This is a genomic window from Bisbaumannia salifodinae (assembly GCF_055388505.1).
On record NZ_AP043781.1, the window covers coordinates 2,681,427 to 2,699,362 of the forward strand.

Annotated in this window: 29 protein-coding genes; 13 read left to right on the forward strand and 16 right to left on the reverse strand. The window is 64.9% G+C overall.

Going from position 1 to position 17,936, the window contains the following annotated elements; genetic code table 11:
- Positions 1-238: 238 nt before the first annotated feature.
- The 16 genes from ACZ5EF_RS12500 to ACZ5EF_RS12575 form a co-directional block, all read right to left on the reverse strand.
- Positions 239-1,705, reverse strand: a complete 1,467-nt coding sequence (locus tag ACZ5EF_RS12500) for a hypothetical protein (RefSeq protein WP_346061902.1) — start codon at positions 1,703-1,705, stop codon at positions 239-241.
- Positions 1,698-2,291 carry a terminase small subunit gene (locus ACZ5EF_RS12505; RefSeq protein WP_346061903.1) on the reverse strand — a complete coding sequence of 198 codons (594 nt, stop codon included), beginning with the start codon at positions 2,289-2,291 and terminating at the stop codon, positions 1,698-1,700. Before ACZ5EF_RS12505 ends, ACZ5EF_RS12500 begins: the two co-directional genes overlap by 8 nt.
- A gap of 17 nt (positions 2,292-2,308) precedes the next feature.
- Positions 2,309-2,908 carry a hypothetical protein gene (locus ACZ5EF_RS12510; RefSeq protein ID WP_346061904.1) on the reverse strand — a complete coding sequence of 200 codons (600 nt, stop codon included), beginning with the start codon at positions 2,906-2,908 and terminating at the stop codon, positions 2,309-2,311.
- Positions 2,909-3,059: 151 nt separating this feature from the next.
- The gene (locus ACZ5EF_RS12515; protein ID WP_346061905.1) at positions 3,060-3,248 is read right to left on the reverse strand and encodes a hypothetical protein; all 189 of its coding nucleotides are present in this window, start codon (positions 3,246-3,248) and stop codon (positions 3,060-3,062) included.
- Positions 3,245-3,664, reverse strand: a complete 420-nt coding sequence (locus ACZ5EF_RS12520) for a 3TM-type holin (protein WP_346061906.1) — start codon at positions 3,662-3,664, stop codon at positions 3,245-3,247. Before ACZ5EF_RS12520 ends, ACZ5EF_RS12515 begins: the two co-directional genes overlap by 4 nt.
- Positions 3,665-3,798: 134 nt before the next feature.
- On the reverse strand, positions 3,799-4,083 hold the full coding sequence (locus ACZ5EF_RS12525) for a hypothetical protein (protein ID WP_346061907.1): 285 nt from the start codon (positions 4,081-4,083) through the stop codon (positions 3,799-3,801).
- Positions 4,084-4,100: 17 nt separating this feature from the next.
- The gene (locus ACZ5EF_RS12530) at positions 4,101-4,667 is read right to left on the reverse strand and encodes a glycoside hydrolase family 108 protein (protein ID WP_346061908.1); all 567 of its coding nucleotides are present in this window, start codon (positions 4,665-4,667) and stop codon (positions 4,101-4,103) included.
- A 154-nt stretch (positions 4,668-4,821) separates the two neighbouring features.
- Positions 4,822-5,619 carry a hypothetical protein gene (locus ACZ5EF_RS12535; protein WP_346061909.1) on the reverse strand — a complete coding sequence of 266 codons (798 nt, stop codon included), beginning with the start codon at positions 5,617-5,619 and terminating at the stop codon, positions 4,822-4,824.
- Positions 5,620-5,885: 266 nt separating this feature from the next.
- A complete protein-coding gene (locus ACZ5EF_RS12540; RefSeq protein WP_346061910.1) occupies positions 5,886-6,356 on the reverse strand; it encodes a RuvC family protein in 471 nt (156 codons plus the stop codon).
- Positions 6,356-6,670 carry a hypothetical protein gene (locus ACZ5EF_RS12545; RefSeq protein WP_346061911.1) on the reverse strand — a complete coding sequence of 105 codons (315 nt, stop codon included), beginning with the start codon at positions 6,668-6,670 and terminating at the stop codon, positions 6,356-6,358. Before ACZ5EF_RS12545 ends, ACZ5EF_RS12540 begins: the two co-directional genes overlap by 1 nt.
- Positions 6,670-7,173, reverse strand: coding sequence for a hypothetical protein (locus tag ACZ5EF_RS12550; RefSeq protein ID WP_346061912.1), 504 nt, complete (start codon positions 7,171-7,173; stop codon positions 6,670-6,672). Before ACZ5EF_RS12550 ends, ACZ5EF_RS12545 begins: the two co-directional genes overlap by 1 nt.
- The gene (locus ACZ5EF_RS12555; protein ID WP_346061913.1) at positions 7,170-7,460 is read right to left on the reverse strand and encodes a hypothetical protein; all 291 of its coding nucleotides are present in this window, start codon (positions 7,458-7,460) and stop codon (positions 7,170-7,172) included. Before ACZ5EF_RS12555 ends, ACZ5EF_RS12550 begins: the two co-directional genes overlap by 4 nt.
- Positions 7,457-8,203, reverse strand: coding sequence for a hypothetical protein (locus ACZ5EF_RS12560; protein WP_346061914.1), 747 nt, complete (start codon positions 8,201-8,203; stop codon positions 7,457-7,459). Before ACZ5EF_RS12560 ends, ACZ5EF_RS12555 begins: the two co-directional genes overlap by 4 nt.
- Positions 8,204-8,206: 3 nt before the next feature.
- Positions 8,207-9,145 carry a helix-turn-helix domain-containing protein gene (locus ACZ5EF_RS12565; protein WP_346061915.1) on the reverse strand — a complete coding sequence of 313 codons (939 nt, stop codon included), beginning with the start codon at positions 9,143-9,145 and terminating at the stop codon, positions 8,207-8,209.
- Between the two features lie 180 nt (positions 9,146-9,325).
- On the reverse strand, positions 9,326-9,943 hold the full coding sequence (locus ACZ5EF_RS12570; RefSeq protein ID WP_346061916.1) for a hypothetical protein: 618 nt from the start codon (positions 9,941-9,943) through the stop codon (positions 9,326-9,328).
- A 32-nt stretch (positions 9,944-9,975) separates the two neighbouring features.
- Complete coding sequence (locus ACZ5EF_RS12575; RefSeq protein WP_346061917.1) at positions 9,976-10,167, reverse strand: helix-turn-helix domain-containing protein; 192 nt, start codon at positions 10,165-10,167, stop codon at positions 9,976-9,978.
- A 100-nt stretch (positions 10,168-10,267) separates the two neighbouring features.
- On the opposite strand from ACZ5EF_RS12575, the gene ACZ5EF_RS12580 reads away from it, so the two are divergent.
- From ACZ5EF_RS12580 to ACZ5EF_RS12640, 13 genes are all read left to right on the forward strand, one after another.
- On the forward strand, positions 10,268-10,936 hold the full coding sequence (locus ACZ5EF_RS12580; protein ID WP_346061918.1) for a LexA family protein: 669 nt from the start codon (positions 10,268-10,270) through the stop codon (positions 10,934-10,936).
- Positions 10,937-11,595: 659 nt separating this feature from the next.
- Positions 11,596-11,736: a hypothetical protein gene (locus ACZ5EF_RS12585; RefSeq protein ID WP_186810025.1), complete on the forward strand. Its 141-nt coding sequence runs from the start codon at positions 11,596-11,598 to the stop codon at positions 11,734-11,736.
- Entirely contained in the window at positions 11,733-11,927 is a 195-nt protein-coding gene (locus ACZ5EF_RS12590; RefSeq protein ID WP_346061919.1) for a hypothetical protein, read from the forward strand. The genes ACZ5EF_RS12585 and ACZ5EF_RS12590 overlap by 4 nt, the downstream gene beginning before the upstream one ends.
- Before the next feature lie 3 nt (positions 11,928-11,930).
- On the forward strand, positions 11,931-12,143 hold the full coding sequence (locus tag ACZ5EF_RS12595; protein ID WP_346061920.1) for a hypothetical protein: 213 nt from the start codon (positions 11,931-11,933) through the stop codon (positions 12,141-12,143).
- Positions 12,133-12,402: a hypothetical protein gene (locus ACZ5EF_RS12600; RefSeq protein WP_346061921.1), complete on the forward strand. Its 270-nt coding sequence runs from the start codon at positions 12,133-12,135 to the stop codon at positions 12,400-12,402. Before ACZ5EF_RS12595 ends, ACZ5EF_RS12600 begins: the two co-directional genes overlap by 11 nt.
- Positions 12,399-12,722, forward strand: a complete 324-nt coding sequence (locus ACZ5EF_RS12605) for a hypothetical protein (RefSeq protein ID WP_346061922.1) — start codon at positions 12,399-12,401, stop codon at positions 12,720-12,722. Before ACZ5EF_RS12600 ends, ACZ5EF_RS12605 begins: the two co-directional genes overlap by 4 nt.
- Before the next feature lie 123 nt (positions 12,723-12,845).
- On the forward strand, positions 12,846-13,649 hold the full coding sequence (locus ACZ5EF_RS12610) for a Rad52/Rad22 family DNA repair protein (RefSeq protein ID WP_346061923.1): 804 nt from the start codon (positions 12,846-12,848) through the stop codon (positions 13,647-13,649).
- Entirely contained in the window at positions 13,642-14,526 is an 885-nt protein-coding gene (locus ACZ5EF_RS12615) for a hypothetical protein (protein ID WP_346061924.1), read from the forward strand. Before ACZ5EF_RS12610 ends, ACZ5EF_RS12615 begins: the two co-directional genes overlap by 8 nt.
- 2 nt (positions 14,527-14,528) lie before the next feature.
- Entirely contained in the window at positions 14,529-15,122 is a 594-nt protein-coding gene (locus ACZ5EF_RS12620; RefSeq protein ID WP_346061925.1) for a 3'-5' exonuclease, read from the forward strand.
- 1 nt (position 15,123) lies between these two features.
- On the forward strand, positions 15,124-15,546 hold the full coding sequence (locus tag ACZ5EF_RS12625) for a zinc-finger-containing protein (protein WP_346061926.1): 423 nt from the start codon (positions 15,124-15,126) through the stop codon (positions 15,544-15,546).
- 52 nt (positions 15,547-15,598) lie between these two features.
- Complete coding sequence (locus ACZ5EF_RS12630; RefSeq protein ID WP_346061927.1) at positions 15,599-16,534, forward strand: recombination-associated protein RdgC; 936 nt, start codon at positions 15,599-15,601, stop codon at positions 16,532-16,534.
- A 43-nt stretch (positions 16,535-16,577) separates the two neighbouring features.
- Positions 16,578-17,096 (forward strand): single-stranded DNA-binding protein, encoded by a 519-nt coding sequence (ssb, locus tag ACZ5EF_RS12635; protein ID WP_346061928.1) that lies wholly within the window; start codon positions 16,578-16,580, stop codon positions 17,094-17,096.
- A 73-nt stretch (positions 17,097-17,169) separates the two neighbouring features.
- Positions 17,170-17,634 (forward strand): hypothetical protein, encoded by a 465-nt coding sequence (locus ACZ5EF_RS12640; protein WP_346061929.1) that lies wholly within the window; start codon positions 17,170-17,172, stop codon positions 17,632-17,634.
- Positions 17,635-17,936: the final 302 nt, after the last annotated feature.

The window sequence follows — 17,936 nt, forward strand, 5'->3', positions numbered from 1 at the left end:
GGGCACCCTTCGGTCCGGTCAGAATGGTGGAGCGGCGACCGCCGGCCGCGGCACGGCGACGGCGTTCCTCGTCGCCAGACTGCTGAGCCCGGCGGTTTTGCTCGGGCGCCACCGGAGGCGGCGGGGCGGGATCGGGCGGCGGCGGAACATCGGGAGTAGAGAAGGGATTGCCACACATGGCGGATCTCCAGGCATTAAAAAGCCCGCGCGCGGCGGGTCGGTGATAGGCGCTTGATGGTCAGGCGTAGGGGTCGAAGTCGGTCTCGGCCATGGCGTGGTCACGCTCCTGCATGACGCTGCGAGGCGCTACCGGGTGGGCGAAGGTCAGCGCCAGGGCGTCGGCCCGGTTGGGGCTGGGCACGCCGCGGCGCTTCATCTCGTCCTTGCTCTCCAACACGATCTTGCCGTCCAGGCGGACCTTGTATTCCGGGGCGGTGATCTCGTCGGCGGTCTGCTGGTCATCCAGGGCCCCGCCCTGGGCCAACCAGGTTTTCAGGCTGTTCCACATCTCGCCGCGCTTGTTCAGCATCTGCGGATCGGTGGAGTGGCCGCCGAACTGCACCAGTTGCCAGCTCCTGCCCCAACTGCTGCCCACGGAATAGATGCCGGTGCCGAAGCCGAAATCGATGAACACCGCATCGGCCTGCCACTCGTCCTCGAGCTTGGCGATGGTCGATGCCATCCGCACGTCGTCGTCGGTCTTCTCGTAGACGCCGAGCAGCTTTGAATACAGCCCCTGGCGCAGGTAGATGGCGCACTCGTCAGAACCGGACCAGGCCGGGTCCACGCCGAGGATGCGCGGCGCGTGATCCATCTGCCCCGGGATCAGCGTCACCCGCATGGCCTGATCGACCAGGTGCTGGGGGACGAACTGCAGCTCGGAGGCGCTGGGGAACAGGCCCCGCACGCGGACCTTCACGAAGTCGGAGTCGAGCCCGTAGTCGCTGATCCACTCATCGATCAGCGCCTTGTTGGTCATCTTGGCGGTGCGGCTGTCCACCTGGCGGGTATTCCAGCGATGGCGAAACTTCCGCCAGCACTCACGGAAGCGCCCGGTATTCCTGGTGGGGTTGCCGAACACGAACCAGAACGGCTCGCCATCGGTCAAGCCACCCTCAGCCACCTCCCAGATCTTGTCCGGCACCGCCGAGGCCTCATCGAACAGGTACCAGGGCGAGGAGGTCGCAGCGTGAAGGCCGGCGAATGCCTCGCTGTTCTCCTCACGACAGGTCTGCCCGTCCACCCGCCAGCTCTCGGGGAACTGCGGATGGTAGAGGCTCATGTTGCCCTTGCCGTTGTTGTACTCGAACCAGTGACCAGTGATGCAGCGCTTCTTCCACTTGCCGAGTTCGCCCCAGGTCTTTGTCCTGAGCTGCTCACCAGTGTTGGCCGTCACCACGCCCTTGCTGTGCGGGCGAGTGCTGGGAATATAGAGGATGATCCAGGCCGCCAGCGCCGACTTGCCGATACCGTGGCCAGAGCTGGTGGCGTCGCGATAGGCCTCTACCGGCTTGAGGCCGTCGAAGTCGTTGGCGCGGATAGCCTTACCCCAGTCCTCCAGGAACTCTCGCTGCCAGTCATCCGGGCCGTCGAAACCGGCTAGATCCCCCTCGCCCCAGGGGAAGGCATACATCACCCAGCCCAGCGGGTCGTAGAAGAAGCGCCCCATATCCTCGGCGAGCATGGCCTCGACGTCGTTACTCATCCCGGGCCTGGCGTGCACGCTTGCGGGCGGCGACGATCTGGTCGGCCATGCGGTCGCTGACGTCATGCTCGACGCGATCGACGAACATCTTCAGGTGCTTGCCGATCAGCTCAATGGGCTTGACCTTGTCCACCAGCTTGACCTCGTGGACGTACTCGATCTCGGCCTCGTCGTCACCCTGCCCGGGGATTGTCTTGGTCACCACCTTGATGCTCTGGATGGCCGCGGCAAGATCATCGGGCAGATCGTGGACACTGCGCAGCTGGCCGCCTGGGGTGAACAACTGGCGAATGTCAGCGAAACCCATGCGCACCAACTGATTGATGACATCGTCTGCTGCAACCTGAGTGCGCTGCGAGCGCTCCTGGATGGCCTCGTTCACAGCGTCCCAGACATGACGCATGTTCGCCGGGCAGGATTCCCTACTTTTCCCTACCCAAAGGGGCGCCTTCTTCTCGGCGGTGGACTTGGCGAAGCCCGCGCGCAGAGCCGCCTTTGTGGCGTTCATGTCGATCAGGTATTCGTCACGGAAACAGGCCTGCCGAGCTGTCAACTCGACAGCCCCCTTATTGGCAGCCTTGGTCATAGGTGATTCCTGCTGTGTCAGTAGCCCCAGGTGCGCTCTTCGAACGCCAGCGTGATGATGCCACTTGTTCCTCCGGCAGCGCCGGGGAGTTGCGTCGCGACCACATATGCAGATGTTGGAGGGAAGCCTCGCATCAAGCCGGCGTTGGCACCGACGAGCGATGCATGAGCAGTGGCGCCAGAGGTTCGAACTCGTCTGACCGGGTAAGGCGAGTCATCATCAATCGTGACTCCACCGGTGGGCGACACTCCATCCGTCCATGCGGTTGTCTGTAGCGCATAGCTAGGCGCGAACGATGTCACGTTGAGTGGGTGGGCCTTTGATGTCACGTTAGTGGCGAAAGACCCCGTCTCGGTAATTTGGTCAGCCCGATAGACGCGGTAGTAGAGCGATCCATCGTCTACTGACAGTTGGGAGTCGAGGAGGATGACGTCTACCGGCAGGTCGAACCTGAATACCTGCGTCTCGCCTGCCGCGAGAGAGAGCTCATACTCCCAGGCGAACTGCTGTGCTGCCCAGAACCCTGGTTCGCCGGCGTCAACCCGAATGCGCCGAAAGCCATCCGGCCCACTGGCCAGTTCGGGCACAACATCGTGATGCCTCCAGGTAAGCGGCATGGCAGATTCCTCGGGATTCAAAAATAGGGCCCGGGCGTCTCACGACGTGCCGGGCGAGTGTCGGCGGTGCCTCGCGGCAGGGCCTCCCAGGTCAGCGTTGCCTGGTGCGCAGATCGAGGATCACCTCCTCACCTCTCCGCGGGGTGTTCGGTCAGGCGAGCGAGTCCAGCCAGCTGGACAGGATGGCTTGCATCACCTGGTCTCTGTCTGCGATGTCATCGACGGAGCGCCTGCCGGCGATGATGTCGTCGATCAGGTTCACGGGCACGACGTGCGCATTGCCGTCCGGCGTCGGGATACAGAGATGCGGGCGATGGTCATCGAGGCGCGTCACGCTCACTTGCGGATGCCCTTGAACAGGTCCATGAAACCGCCGGGAGCCTGCCCCAGCTGACGGGCCTTGTCGTTGGAGCGCTGCTTGATGTTCACCCCCTGCACCGCACCCTGGGCGACGACGGACCAGATCAGCACGTCCACCACCTGGGCCAGCTGGGTCGGGTCTCGCAGCACCACGGCCACCAGGCCGAAGTTCACGACGGCTAGGCTTAGCGCCAGCATCCAGCCGTTGAAGGGGCGCCACCCAGCGCGCCATGCCGAGTCACTGCCCAGCTCGGCACGCATGGTCTTGTTGATCTCGGCCAGCCGCGCGGTCTCGGCCTGGAGAGTCAGCGAGAGGATCTCCCGCTCGTGCTCTTGGTCGAGGCGCTTGATCCGCTCGACCGTCTCCGGGTCCGCGCCCTGTAGCGCATCGCGCACCGCTTCCGGTGACTCGTCAACGCCCAGCACACGAGCGATGAGGCTGCCAACAGCAGCACCAGCCGAACCGCCAAGAGCACCACCAGCAGCAGGCGCCACGCGGCCGACAGTCTCCGCCACATCTGACCAATCCATCAGCGATCCTCCAGGGCGGCAACGCGGGTATCAAGGCTATCGATGCGCGTTTCGATATGATCGAGGTCACGCATGGCGTCAGATCGTCGGTAGTAGAGGTCGCCCCACTCGCGCAGCTCGGCGCGCAACTCATTGAGCAGCGCCCCCTGGCTAGTCAGGCGCTCCTCGAGAATTGCTGACTGCTGGCCCAGCTTCCACAGTTGAGTGCCGGCCCACATGATCAGGGCCACCGACAGGATCTGGATTCCGGTCTGGACGTGACGCTCGAAAACGGACGGTTTCACGGGTTGCTCCTGGGCCATCAGGCTCCTCCGTGACTCAGTTCAAGGACACGGCGCAGCCACCCGTAGGTGAACGCCTCCTGGCTCTCCCGTTTCTCGGCCAGGCCGACCAGGAAGGCCTTGCGCAGCCCGTTGAGCGACTCGGCCAGCACGACCAGTCCAGGACGCCCGCGGGTATCGTGGTACGCCTCCAGGGCGCCGAGCGTCGCCGGGCCCACGGCACCATCCACAACGATATCGTCGTAGTCGCGCTCGACTCGGTTGAGCACATTGAGCAGGCGCTGGATGTCGCGCCCCGGGCGCCCCGGGCCGGAGTGATAGCCGTAGTCGAACAGGTATTCGGCCAGCGGCTCGTGGAGCGGCGCGATGTCATCCAGGCGAAGGCTGTGCCAGTAGCGGTCGGCGGCGATGTCTCGGGCCAGCTCAAGGGGCAGGTAGCGCATATCGCCCCGATAGCCGTACTCGCGGGCCACCGCCTCGGTTACGCCGTAGCGTGTCGGGCCACCACGGTCGGCGCGGTGATTGACGTATCCGCCCTCGCGATCGATCAACTCATCGATCACTCGGCGCTGGAGAGGATGGGGCATGACAGCCTCGGGATTCGGTGAGGCCGTCCCTGGCCGGAGAAACGGAAAAGGCCCGCACGGTGGCGGGCCTGAAACGAGAGCGCCCCGGCTCGGAAGCCAGGGCGCAATATTCGATGTTGGGGATATGCTAGCCGCTGCGTGCCCACTCTGCAAGTTATGCCGCTTCCGGGATCAAAGCGGCGACCGGCCCCAGCGCCTGGCTCTCCCAGTCATCGAGGATCGTCAGCATACGCCGCCACACGTCCGCCCAGCTCAGCCGACCCGCCCGGCTCCAGCGGTGCACGTCGATCAGCTCGCCGCGCTCCTCCTCCAGCCAGCGCTGGATGCGCTTGGGCGAGTGCAGCCCTGGGCGGTTGTAGGGGTAGGTCACCTGGCTGTGGTGGTAGATCGCCGCCCAGCACAGCGCCTGCAGGGTGCGCGCCGAGTCCGCCGGCGGCAGTTCTTCATACCCCTGCCCCGGGAGCCGCTGCCGTTGCATCGCGCTGACCAGGGCGGCGTGCAGCCACTCCCGGTCATCGGCCAACTCCTCGGGCGTGAACGGTCCCCAGCAGTAGCGAGCCATCGCCTGCAGGTGTTGCGGCAAGCGCTCGACCGCGGCGATCACTTGGCCACACTCAAGACCGTGAACGATCTTCCAGTCGTTATCGGGCAAATGCCCCTCGTTGCTCGACTTGCTGACGTCCTCCAGCGCCGTGCGCACCTCCGACAAGCGCCGCTCGGTTCGCCGCACGGCCGCCTGCTTCTCCTCGAGGTCGGCGTCGAAGGGCCCGGCATTCATCAGCGACCGGACGTTGCGCTTGTGCTCCGCCTGCAGGCTGCGCAGTTTGGCGCCATTCCCGCCCACCCTCTCTCGAATCCGCTTCAGGCTATCGAACAACCCGGCAATGGAGCTGTCTCCGCGCCGTACGTGGTACGCCTGAAAAATCATGCTGCGCGCTGAGTTGAATCGCATCCTGTCGCCCCTTCCGTTGCCCTGTAGCCCGTGTTGCGCTGAATTCGTTGCCTATCTGTTGCCGCCGCCTGGCATCGGCACCCCTTCCCGCCATATCTCCCCTACCCTGGCCCGGGTCACCGCCGGCAGCTTCTTCTGCCAGCGCTCGAAGATCGCTCCCCGCTCGGCGCTATTGCGGCCCCTGCGCATCTCCCGGGCGATGTGGCGAGCCTGGCATTCGACAGTCCAGGCCGCTGCCGCCATGCCCTCAGGGCGCTGGCCGTAGATCACGCCGCCCCCTTCACCATGAGCTGACGGCCGTACTCGGCCAGGCAAAGGGCATCGGCCATACCGTCGTGCGGTACGCGCTTGCGGCCCGGCGTCAGGTCTACGCTCGGGTATGCCCGACGGACGAATGAAATAGCGGCATCCTTGTCCTTCGCAGTTCCCGCTAGCACGACCTTCTTCCAAGCCTGCGGTGTCACCAGTCGATAGGAGATACCCAGGGCCTCGCAGACACCAATCACCAAGCCGAAGCCCATACCGAACTTGAACGTGCTGCTCACGCCTTGCTTGGGCATGGCGTGGACCTTCTCGATGATCACGGTGCGAATACTGCGTCCGCGCAAGGCATTGGCCAGCTCATGGCCATCAATCTCCCTTCCCGTTACCGGCATAGGCATGGCGTGCGACGAGCCGCTCGCATCGTCGATATAGGCGATGCCTCCTGTCTGCCCTGGATCAATGCCTACGATCATTACTTCCCCCTCACGTCGATCAGGCCCCGGCGGGCCAGTTGGTCGATGGTCAGCACAATGGCCCGGTCCAGGCGCGCTCGGCGCTCCTCCCGGCTCAGGATGCGGCCGTTGTCGATCTCGCCGTGGCAGTCCGGGCAGATCGCCGCGGTCAGGCAATCGCTGGCCTTCTGCCCCCGGCCCCGATCCTGGTTGGAGTGGGCGGCCTGGATGCCGTAGGCACCGCACAGCACGCAGGTCTCGATCTCGTGCACCGCGGACAGCCAGTCCCGGGAGCGGTATGGGCCACTCGGCAGATAGCTCTCGTTCGGCAGCATCAAGCGGCCTCCTTGTACTGGGCCGGGTCCATGCCCTTGAGGTTCGGATCGGTCAGGCGGAAGCCCAGGCCGGTGAAGTGCTGCCAGCACAGATCCAGGTACTCCCGCTTCTGCACCGTGGTCATGCCGCGGGTAACTGGGTAGTCATGGGGTTCCTGCATCAGCAGCAGGCGCTGCTCGTAGGTCAGGCCGCCAAGAACCTGCTTGCAGGCCTGGCGGTACGTCTCGCTGTCGCGACACAGGATGCGCAGCCCGAAGTGGTACTTGCAGTAGCCGCGGTACTCCTCAGCATCCATGTCGCCCTGGGTGGCGGCTTCCTTGCACCACAGGCGCTGGAGCTTGTTCTGCTCCCAACTCCGGCGCTTCTCCCGCTTGCGGACGATGATCTCCACCTCGCCCCAGCGACCGATGGCCTCGGTCACCACCCCGGCGAGCTTGGCCACGGTGGCCAGGGCCTCCTGCAGGGTGCCGGCCCGGCTGACGTACTGCTTCGGCTTGCTCATGCTGCCCCGTCCTGGCCGCCCCAGGCGGTCATCATGCGGTACTCATGGGGCCCCGCCTTCTCGCGGCTGACGATGGTCTGGCCGTGGCCGCGCAGCTCGCGGATCCGCGCCGAGATACCGGCGTGGCTGTCCATCCGGCCGAAGCGGCGCTGGATCTCGGCCCCGATCTCGTGCAGCTGCAGCCAGGCGCCAGCATCGCGCAGCACCAGGTAGACCCGGCCCAGCTGGCTCTCGGGGTTGTCGAGCCGGCGCGGCCGGCGCAGTTCGGTGACGGTGCCCATAGTCATGCCCTCCCCTGGGTGGCGTTGTTCCGCTCGCGCATCCGCTGCTCGGCCTGCGCGATCAGTTCCTGGCGACGCTCTTCCTGCTCCTGGCGCAGTTCCTCGCGACGGCGTGCGGCCTCCTGGTCTCGCCCGGCGATCAGGTCGCGCAGGTGGTCGGTGATCTCCCGGATCTGCGCGCGCCCCTCCTCGGTGACCGGCTTCTCCGGCGGCGGCAGTAGAGCCTCGACTCGAGGGGCCGGCAGCTTCCCTGCCTCGACCGCTTCCTTGAGCGCCATTTCCCGGCGTTGCGGGTCATGGCCCAGCGATGGCTTCCATGCCGGTTGGCGGCCAGAGGCCTTGGCCTGCTCCACCTCGCGCTCGTAAGCGGCGATGAACGCCATGCGGGCGCCCACCTTGTCGCCCTCGGCCAGGATCGGCGAGGCCACGCCTAGCGCCCTGGCGATCTCCTCGGTCCAGACCACGGTCTCGGCCTCGTCCATGCTGGCCAGTGCCAGGGCCCAGGCCTCGTTTGCCGACAGGTAAGCGTTGGCGGACGGCACTCGCGCCAGGATCGCCGCCAGGGTCAGCCGGCCATTGAGCTCGGCGCGGCAGCGCGCCAGGGCCTGCTCGACCTCGGGGCGCTCGTAATCGCGCAGGTCGCGAACCATCAGCGATGCGGCGGCGGGCTTAATCTCGCTTCCGAGCACCTCGGCGGTGGCGTAGAGCTGCTCCAGCAGTTGCTCGGCGTCGTGCTTCGTCAGCGGCATGGCTCAGTCCTCCCAGCCGGAAGCCAACAGGCGCTTGGCTTCGTCGGCGGCACTGGCGTTGGCTTGCGTGCCGTCCATCTGGCGGGCACGGGTGGCGGTCATCTGCTGGCCGGTCTGCATCTGCATCGCGATGGTTTCACAGTCCGCCAGCAGCAGGCCCACGGGGTGGCCCTTGGCGACGTAGAACTGGTTGTTCATGCGGAGGTAGTACGCGGCCACGCCCGGGGCGATATCGGCGCCTACCCGGTCCACCAGCTGGCCCAGCTGGCCGGCGGTGCGGGCGTTCCAGATCGGGTAGACCCCGTAGCGCTGGCGGTAGGTGATCGCGTAGTTCGCCCAGGGCTTGAACGTCTTGGCGCCCTGGTCCTTGGGCCCGGGCATGTCGGGCGGGATGGCAATGCGGGGCTCGTCTTGCTGGGCCGTTTCCTCGACGGCCTCACCGAGCAGATCGCACCCGGAGGGCGAAGCCCCCGGTGCAACCGGTTCATTGGACGGTTCATAGGGATGGTTCAAGGACGGTTCGGGTGACACTGTGTCACCCCGTTCCTGCACAGATGTCACCCCGTTGGCGTCAGGATGACACCCCGTTGCTGCACCAGTGTCACCCCGTTTCTTTCGGGATGACGCCCTGTCACCCCGTTTCTCGGGCAGGTCCGTCATGATGATGTCGTACACCACCGGGCGCCGGTCGGCGCGCTCGATGTGTGCCGCGGCAATCGCCTGGTTGCCCTCGCGGATAACGCCTAACTCGAGCAGGTCATTGATCTTGCGGGTCACCGTGCGCCCGGTCAGCCCGGTGTACTCGGCCAGCGTCTCGTTCGAGGGGAAGGCGTGCCGGCCATACTTGTCGGCGTGGTTGGCCAGGCCCACCAGGACGAACCGCGCGCCGGAGTCGGTGACGATCTGCTGGTTCATCGCCCAGCCCATGGCTTCAACACTCATTGAAAAGGCGCCTCCACGGCGTGCTTGCGGGCGGCGATCAGCCGGGCAGCAGTATCGTTCTGCGCCGGGATGCTGCTATCTGGGCGGTTGATCACTCGCGTGTCCTGCATTACGCTTACTCCTGTCTGCATTGCATGAAGCCCCGGGGTTTGGTTGGTAGCCTCCCGGGGCTTCGTGGTTTCAGTCGCCCACAACCTGGAGCGACGGCCTCAACACACGCTGCTTGACCAACTCGCGCGCCCCCATCAACGCCGCAATGGCGTTGTCGATGTCCTTGAGCGCCTCCGGCGCCGCGGCGGCATCCCGTTCGTCCAATGCCCCGTCGTCCAGCAGGCCGGTAAACGAGCCCATCATCTCGCCAGTCTCGCGGCTCACGGCGCCCAGGGCGGCGAAGGCGCAGGCGCAGGTATTGCCCTCCTGGGGGCGGCGAACGCCGAGGAAGCCATGCCGACGGGCCAGATCGATGCGGGTCACCTCGTCGCCGTGCTCCTCCAGCGCCGCCACCCACGGCTCCTCCAGCCACGCCGGGATTTCGGTTCCGCCGTCTTCCGGGTCTACCGACCAGCGGTCGATCCGCTTACGCCAGGCATTGATGGCCCGAGTGCAGGCGGCGTCCACGACCGAGAAAGACCGGATCGCCGGCTGGTCGCGCATCTTGTGCGGGCACATGGCGTGCACCATGTCGTTGAGCGTCAGGGCAAAGGCGTCGATGGTGACGCCGCGCTGCTGGCGAAGTTGGCCGAGGGCATCCCTCAGCAAGCCGTCGCGAGACGGGTGTCGATTGGCTGACGTAGGCATATAGATCGCCTGCCTCTAATCTGTGGGTGTGGTTAGGCGGCGCGCTGCTGACGACGTATTACCCGCCGGTAAAGCCGCTCAATTTCTCGACCTGTGCTGTAACGGATGTCGGCACCCTGAGCAGCCCGCCAGATGGTCGGCTGGGTCGTGTCGCAAGCCTGGGCGATTGATGCCTGGCTGAAACCGGACTCCAGAAGGGCCTGCACCATGTCTTTAAGCTGCATGATCAGCTCCAATACTCGAAATCATGAATCAATGATACGCACGGGTATTGGTTCGCGCAATACAATTTGCGAATCGAAAACGTATTGCGGGAGCACAAGAGTGGAATCGCTAGGCGACCGGCTGCGCGCCGAGATGAATGACAAGGGGTGGTCAGAGGGCGAGCTGGCGAGACGATCAGGCCTTAAGCAGCCGACCATTCATCGCATCCTCACCGGGCAAAGCAAGGAGCCGCGGTTTGGCAACATCGAGAAGCTCGCCTTTGCCCTGGGAGTCGATGCCAACTGGCTTAGGACCGGCAAGGGCGGTAGCACCCGGGGGGTCGCCAACGTGTCGCCAGCAAGGCAGGCTGAGCGGGTCTATCACTATCCTGTCGTTTCCTGGATCGCCGCTGGAAGCTGGTCTGAGGCCGTCGCGCCATATGAACCGGGAGGCGAGCAGGTCTTCGAGGGCACGGACTACGCAGCCAAGGGAAGCGCATTCTGGCTGGAGGTCCAGGGCGATTCCATGACAGCCCCTGCCGGGGTAAGCATCCCTCAGGGCATGATGATTCTGGTGGATCCAGAAGTTGAGGCCGTCAATGGCAGCCTGGTCGTCGCCCAGGTGGACGGCGGGGCGGAGGCCACCTTCAAGAAGCTGGTGATCGATGGCGGGGCCCGCTACCTAAAGCCGCTCAACCCGGCCTATCCCGTGATCTCCATCAATGGCAACTGCGAGATCGTTGGCGTCGTGGTTGAGGCCAAGATGAAACTTCGCCTAACCACTCACTAGCCTGTCGCGCCAACCTTCCTTCGAATCCGCCGTCCTGGCGGATTTTTTTGTCGGCACCAATACCCTTGCGTATCAGCGGTTTAGCTAAATCTCCCTTCCTGCCGATGAATTTCAATACATAAAATCATTGACGCATCCAATACGCGTTAGTATCGTTTGAACCGTCGGAAGGGCAACCGCCCACCGACCGGAGCTGACCGCAACAGCCGCTCTTTCACAACACGAGATCCGCAGGTGCAGGCGCTTCTGCATCCACGTCCACGAGGCGTGCTTTCGAGAGCCCCCAGCGGGGCCGTCAGGACACACCGGCAACGGTTAGCCCCTGGCGGCGGGCATGGCGCCCGGCAGTTGCGATGCCGCTCGATTGAAGACCACGCCGGGGTCAGTACCGGCACGCTGGCCCCTGGCGATCAGGGGCCATCGGGAAGGGCTTGGCGAAATGGCGGAAAGCCACGCCGAGAAGGCAGGCGGAGTCGCAGTAACCGAGCCCTTCCCGATGCATCCGCATCTCAGGCCAGGGCGATACCCAAGCCCGCGCAAGGTCGCCGGACGCTGTAACCGGCATCTCTCAGTTCCCTGCGTATTGCCCGCCACCCCGGCGGGCTTTTTTACACCTGCGGGCTCGCGATCAGCGGGCCGCGCCACGACAAGGAGGCCGCATGCAGCCGATCACCAAGCAGGAGAGCCGCCAGCGCAACGACCGGCAGGCCTCCGCCAGTCTCTACCGCCGCCGTCGGATCATCGACCAGCGCCTCAGCGATAGGCAGCTGGAACGCCAGTTGAAGGAGGTGTGGGAATGATCAACAACCCCGTGCTTCTCGAGCATCGCGCCCAGCAGCGAGCCCAGGGCGTGATCATCGGTCGCGTCGAGCGCCCGATCATCGGCTGCCGGGCCCATGAGTTGAAAGACCCGGCCAACGCCCGGCGCCTGGCCGACTACCACGCCCGCCGAGCCGGCCAAGCCGCGGCGCTGATCCTACTCTGGAGGTGACCCATGCAGACCGTATCCCCGCCACCCATGACCCGGGCAGAGGCCCAGGTGGCGCTGATCCGCCACATGCTCACCGAGCACGGCCGGCGCCAGGCCACTGACTTGGTGATCATCGATCGCCACCTCTACCGCATCACGGCGACCGAGGTACCGCCGGAAGAGGTGCCGGAGGCGACCCGCCAGTTTCTCAACCGGGAGCACGATCATGACCAGTGACGAATCACGGCTGCTGGGCGAGATCCACGCCCTGGCCGATGCCGTACAGCGCGACACGGGACGCTATTGCCATGTCAGCGCCGGCCATCACCACGATGGAGTTGTCGATGTGAGGGTGGATATCCACATCAGCGAGCCGGGCGAGCCCCACAAGTTCGACCGGTGGGACACGGCAATCCAATGCCTGACCATAACCGAGGTTCGCGACGAGCTGGCCCAGTGGATCGCCAGCAACCGTAAGCAGGAGGAAGCCGCATGAGTGCCGCTATCGACTGGAATTGCCAGCCCGTCCGCTTCCCACAGTTCGACCCCAGCCGCCCCGACCCTGCCGCGGCCCGGGCCTGCTACGAATCCGAGTATCTGGAGCGCTGGATCGAGGGCGACCTGGTGGAACTGGAGGGCCAGGACCTCTACGGCGGCCCTATCGACCGATTGGTGGATGACGACGGTATCGAGCGACTCGGCACCCTGCTCGACCACATGAGGGCCGGGCGTGACGCCGAGCTGCTGGTCGATACCAAGGCCTTCCTGGAGAAGCTGGCCGACCACATCAAGGCCGACGCCGGCGCCATCGCATGACCTACGAGCCAGGGCCCGCGCCGAAGAAAACGAAGGTTATCTCGCGACATAAAAAAAAGCGCTCGTTTGGGGCGAGCGCTGAATTGGTCGTCCACAGGGAATGGACCACTAGGAGCTTATCAAATGAACCCAGACACTGACCACCTGGCGCTATGGCGGCAGGTCGAGAAGACCCCGACGACGGCGATCAAACCCGCCGATGTCGATGGCCAGAAGATCATGACGCTGGACCAGATCTATGTGATCCAGCTGGCCACCGAGCTGTTCGGCCCCATGGGTATCGGCTGGGGGTATCGCATCGAAGACGAGCGCTATGACCAGGGCGCGCCGATCCTCGACGTCAAGACAGGGGCGCTGATCACGCACGAACAGACCCATACCGTCCGCCTGGTGCTCTGGTATCGCTGGCAGGGCGAAAAGGGCGAGGTCACCCAGTTCGGCCACACCCGCGCCGTCTACCGCACGAACAACGGGCGCTGGAAGACCGACGGCGAAGCGCCGAAGAAAAGCGTCACCGACGCCATCAAGAAATGTCTGAGCCTGCTCGGCTTCGCCGCCGACGTCTACGGCGGGAAGTTCGACAACCTCGGCTACCTGCAGGAGCGCCAGGCCGAGACCGAACTGGAAATGGCCGAGGACTTCGATGCCGCCCTCCAGGAGAAGCGCGACGAGTTCAAGTCATGGCTCGAGAAACAGTGCAACGGCTTCGCCATGATCCCCCACCCCTCCAGTGTGCAGAAGGTGCTGGCCATCCAGCTCGAGCAGTTGCCCCGCCGCGCCAGTATCGCGCGCCTCGACGAAGACGCCCAGCGGTTCGCCCATGAGCGGCTGAACGCGGCTGCCCAGGAAGCGATCGAGAAGCTCCGCCAGGCCAAGGCCGCGGAAAAGGCCACCCAACAGAACCCCGAGGAGACCACCCATGAGTAATGCCGCCGAGAAACTCGACGCCCCGCAACCTTATGCCGCCGAGCTGATCGAGCTCAACGACGTCGAGAAGCAGTTGGTCGAGCTGCGCGCCAAGCACGGCACGGTGCCGGACTACACCACCAAGGAGGGCTATGCCCACGGCAAGGCCTCGATCAAGGAGCTGACCTCCTACCGCACCGGTACCGACAAGGCCCGCCTGGCGATCACCAAGCCCCACCGCGAGTTCATCGACCAGGTTAACCAGTACGCCAAGGGCCTGATTGCCGAGATCGAGAAGCTGGAGGCGCCCCACCGGGACGCCAAGCAGGAGGTCGATGAAGCCGAGAAGCGCAAGAAGGAGGAGCGCATCGCCCGGCTGCGCGAGAAGTTGCACAAGGAGGTCACCAGCTACCTTGACACTGCTGTGGGCCTCGACGCGGCCGGCCTGGCCGAGCTGATCGACGCCGCCGAAGCCATCGACACCGAGAACTACTTCGATGTCACGAAAGAGGCCGAGGACGAAAAGGCTCGGGTGCTGCGTGAGCTGCGCGACCAGCTAAGCCGCGCCCAGGAGCGTGAGCGCCTGGCCGCCGAGCGCGCCGAGATCGAGCGCCAGAAAGCCGAGCTGGAGCGCCTCAGGGCCCAGCAGGCGCCGGCCGAGCTCGCACCCGGCGATGTTGCCACGACTGGCGGCACCGCCTTCAGCCATGAAGACCCTGACGACTGGGAAGGCCTGGGGAGCGCACTGCAGGACGTGCCGTCCGCTGATCCGTTTGGCGACGCCCTGGAGGACCTGCAGGGCCTTGGCCTCGACCCTAGCCAGGCGGTGGATGTGCTGTCCGCCATCCAGCGCGGTGAAGTGCGCCACGTCACCCTCAACGCCACTACCGGAGCCTGACCATGACCCCGATCCTGTTCTTCGACACCGAGACCACCGGCCTTCCCGACTGGAAGGTCCCATCCGACAGCGAGCACCAGCCCCACCTGGTGCAACTCGCCGCCATCCTGGCCGACGCCGACAGCCGGCAGGAGCTGGCCACCCTGGATCTGGTTATTGCCCCGGACGGCTGGGAGATCCCTGACGAGGTGGCCGAGATCCACGGCATCACCACCGAGCATGCTGCCGCGGTAGGCGTCAGCGAATCCACGGCAGTGAATCTGCTTTTCGAACTCTGGGCCGGCCACCGCCGGGTTGCCCACAACCGCACCTTCGATCAGCGCATCCTACGCATCGCTGCCAAGCGCTACCTGAGTGAAGGCGATGTGGAGGCCTGGGCCGACAAGGACGCCTTCGACGACACCATGCTGCTGGCCAAGCCGATCATGGAGCTGCCGCCGAAAGGCAAGTACGGCTGGAAATCCCCGAAGCTCTCCGAGGCCTATGAGCACTTCATCGGCAAGCCCCTGGAGAACGCACACAGCGCCATGGCCGACGCTCGCGCCTGCATGGAGGTGTACTGGGCACTCCTCGATCACCAGGCCAAGGCCGCCTGACATGAAGGGCCTAACACCAATCTGCCCATACTGCGGGCAGTTCTCCCGCAAGGTCGGCGGCGATGCCATCTACCCACACCGCCCTGACCTCTATCACAAGACCTTCTACCAGTGCGCTCCCTGCGATGCTCACGTTGGCACCCACCCCGGCACCGATAAGCCCCTGGGCCGGCTGGCCAATGCCGAACTGCGCGAATGGAAGCAGCGCACCCATGCGGCATTCGATCCCATCTGGAAGGACCGATACCTGAGGAAGTCAGCCGCCGACCCCGACTACAAGAAGGGGATGGCCCGGGGCGGGCGGTACAAGCGCCTTGCCGAGCTGATGGGGATCGACAAAGAGGACTGCCATATTGGCATGTTCGATGTCGCCGCCTGCCAGCTGGCCATTCAGATCTGCGAGAGCGGCGCCCTTCACGACTGATCACCACCCGGGGCCGGCGGGCCCCTCACCCACCACCCGAGAGGGAAATCCCATGTGGTTCCGAAACCTTTATCTCTACCGCCTGCATGTTCAAGCGGAGATCGATGCAGCCGCCCTCGAGGAGGCCCTGGCCCAGCAAACCACTCGCCCTCTCAGAGGTAGCGAGGCGCGCCGGACTGGCTGGGCCCCGCCTGCCGGGCGACGGCATGAACGCCTGCTGCATGAACTGCAAGGGCATCGACTGATCACCGCCTGGCGCCAGGAGCGCATTCTCCCGGCCGCCGTGGTGAGCGAGGAGGTGGAGGACCGCGCCGCGGACCGCGAGGCTGCCGAGGGCCGTGCCCTGCCCCGCCGCGAGCGTCAGGCCATCAAGGAGCAGGTCTATGAGGAGCTGCTGCCCCGGGCCTTCGTCCGCACTCACCGCATCGACCTCTGGTGGGATACGGGCCGCCGGCTGATCGGCATCAACACCTCAAGCCGCCAGCGCGCAGAAGAGGTGCTCGATCTGCTACGCATGACGCTCGGCAGCCTCAAGGTCACACCACTCGCTCCACAGAAGGTGCCGGCTCGAGCCATGACGGAGTGGCTCGCCGATCCCACCCAGCGGCCCGAGGGGCTGATCCTGGGGGACCGGGTAGAGCTCAGGGCCAAAGACGAGGGCGTGGTAAAAGGCCGCGAGATCGACCTCGATAGTGACGAGATGCGCAGCCTGCTGGAGAACGACCGCCAGGCCAGCCAGCTTGGCGTAGAAATCGAGGAGCGCTTCAGCTTCACCCTCCGGGACGACTTCAGCCTGCGCGGTATCCGCTTCAGCGACAGCCTGATCGACGAAGCCGCCGCTGCTGACGACGGCGACGATGCAATCCTGCGCCTGGAGACCGACTTCGTGCTGATGGCTCAGACCCTGGGCACTGGCGTTGATCAGTTGCTGGGCTGGCTTGGAGGCGAGGCTATCAACGAGGCACCGCTGCTGGATAACGCAGCCTAATAATCACCCTGGGCCCTACGGGGCCCCGAACAAGGAGACCAATATGGCCCGTGGAGTCAACAAGGTCATCATCATCGGCAACCTGGGGCAGGATCCGGAGGTGCGTTTCCTGCCCTCCGGAAACCCGGTGGCCAACCTGCGTATCGCCACCACCGACAGCTGGACCGACCGCCAGAGCGGCCAGCGTCAGGAGCGCACCGAATGGCATAGCGTGGTGCTCTTCAACAAGCTGGCGGAGATCGCCCAGCAGTATGTCCGGAAAGGCTCGCGCATCTATATCGAAGGGCGCCTGCAGACCCGCAAGTGGCAGGCCCAGGACGGCCAGGATCGCTATAGCACTGAAATCAAGGTGCGCGACATGCAGATGCTCGACAGTCGCAGTGGCGGTGGTCAGCAGCCCGAGGGACACGACCGCGGCTACACATCGCCCCAAGGCTATGGCGAGCAGGGCCAGCAACAATCCCCAGCAGCCCAGCAGCCCGCCCCGGGGCAGTACGGCGCCCAGCAGCCGGCAGCGCCGCATCCGCCGGGCGGGGAGTTTGACGACTCTATTCCATTCTAGTAAGTCATTGATTTTATTATGATTCAGGCCGCCTATCAGCGGCCTTTTCTATGCCTATATGGAGGGTGTCAGGATGAAGGCATGCCATAAATGTGGCGAAGAAAAGCCGCTCGATGGGTTCTACAAGAGCCCTTGCGCCAGGGATGGCCGGGACAACACCTGCAAGGAGTGTCGAAAGGCCAGGGTACGGCAGAACAGGGCCGATAAGATCGACTACTACCGCGAATATGACAGGAGGCGTGGTAACCGTCATGGCCCTGGATATCTCAAGCAGTACCGCAAGCAGAACGCAATCAAGCAGCAGGCGCACAACCGAGTCAATCACGCGCTGATCGACGGCAGAATTGAAAGGCCGGATGGCTGCGAGGTTTGCAATGAGAGTCGGTTCACGCTGCACGCCCACCATGACGACTATCTGCGTCAGCTTGACGTGCGCTGGCTTTGCCCTGGATGCCATCACCAGTGGCATGCGGAGCACGGCGAGGCGGCCAATGCTGGCCATCCCCCTCTGCCGCGCGGCGTGTTCAGGGGTGCATAACTCGCGACCCACACATGAAGGAAAGGCCACCCAAGGGTGGCCTTTTTCGTGGAGGCAACCATGCCACACACCAAGCCACAAGAGCGCCTGGTGCGCTCCATGAAAGCAGGACAGAAAGTTCAATATCTGATCGGGGGGGGTGGAGGCTCATGGATGGAACAGCAGTCCATCCGCGCACCGTTCAGTCACTAGCGCGGCGCGGAGAGATCGAGCCCGCGGGAAAGGATCTGCTCGGCGATAGGGTCGTCTGCTACCAGCTATCTCCCCGCGAGGAGGCCACATGAACACCAGCCTAGCCGCCA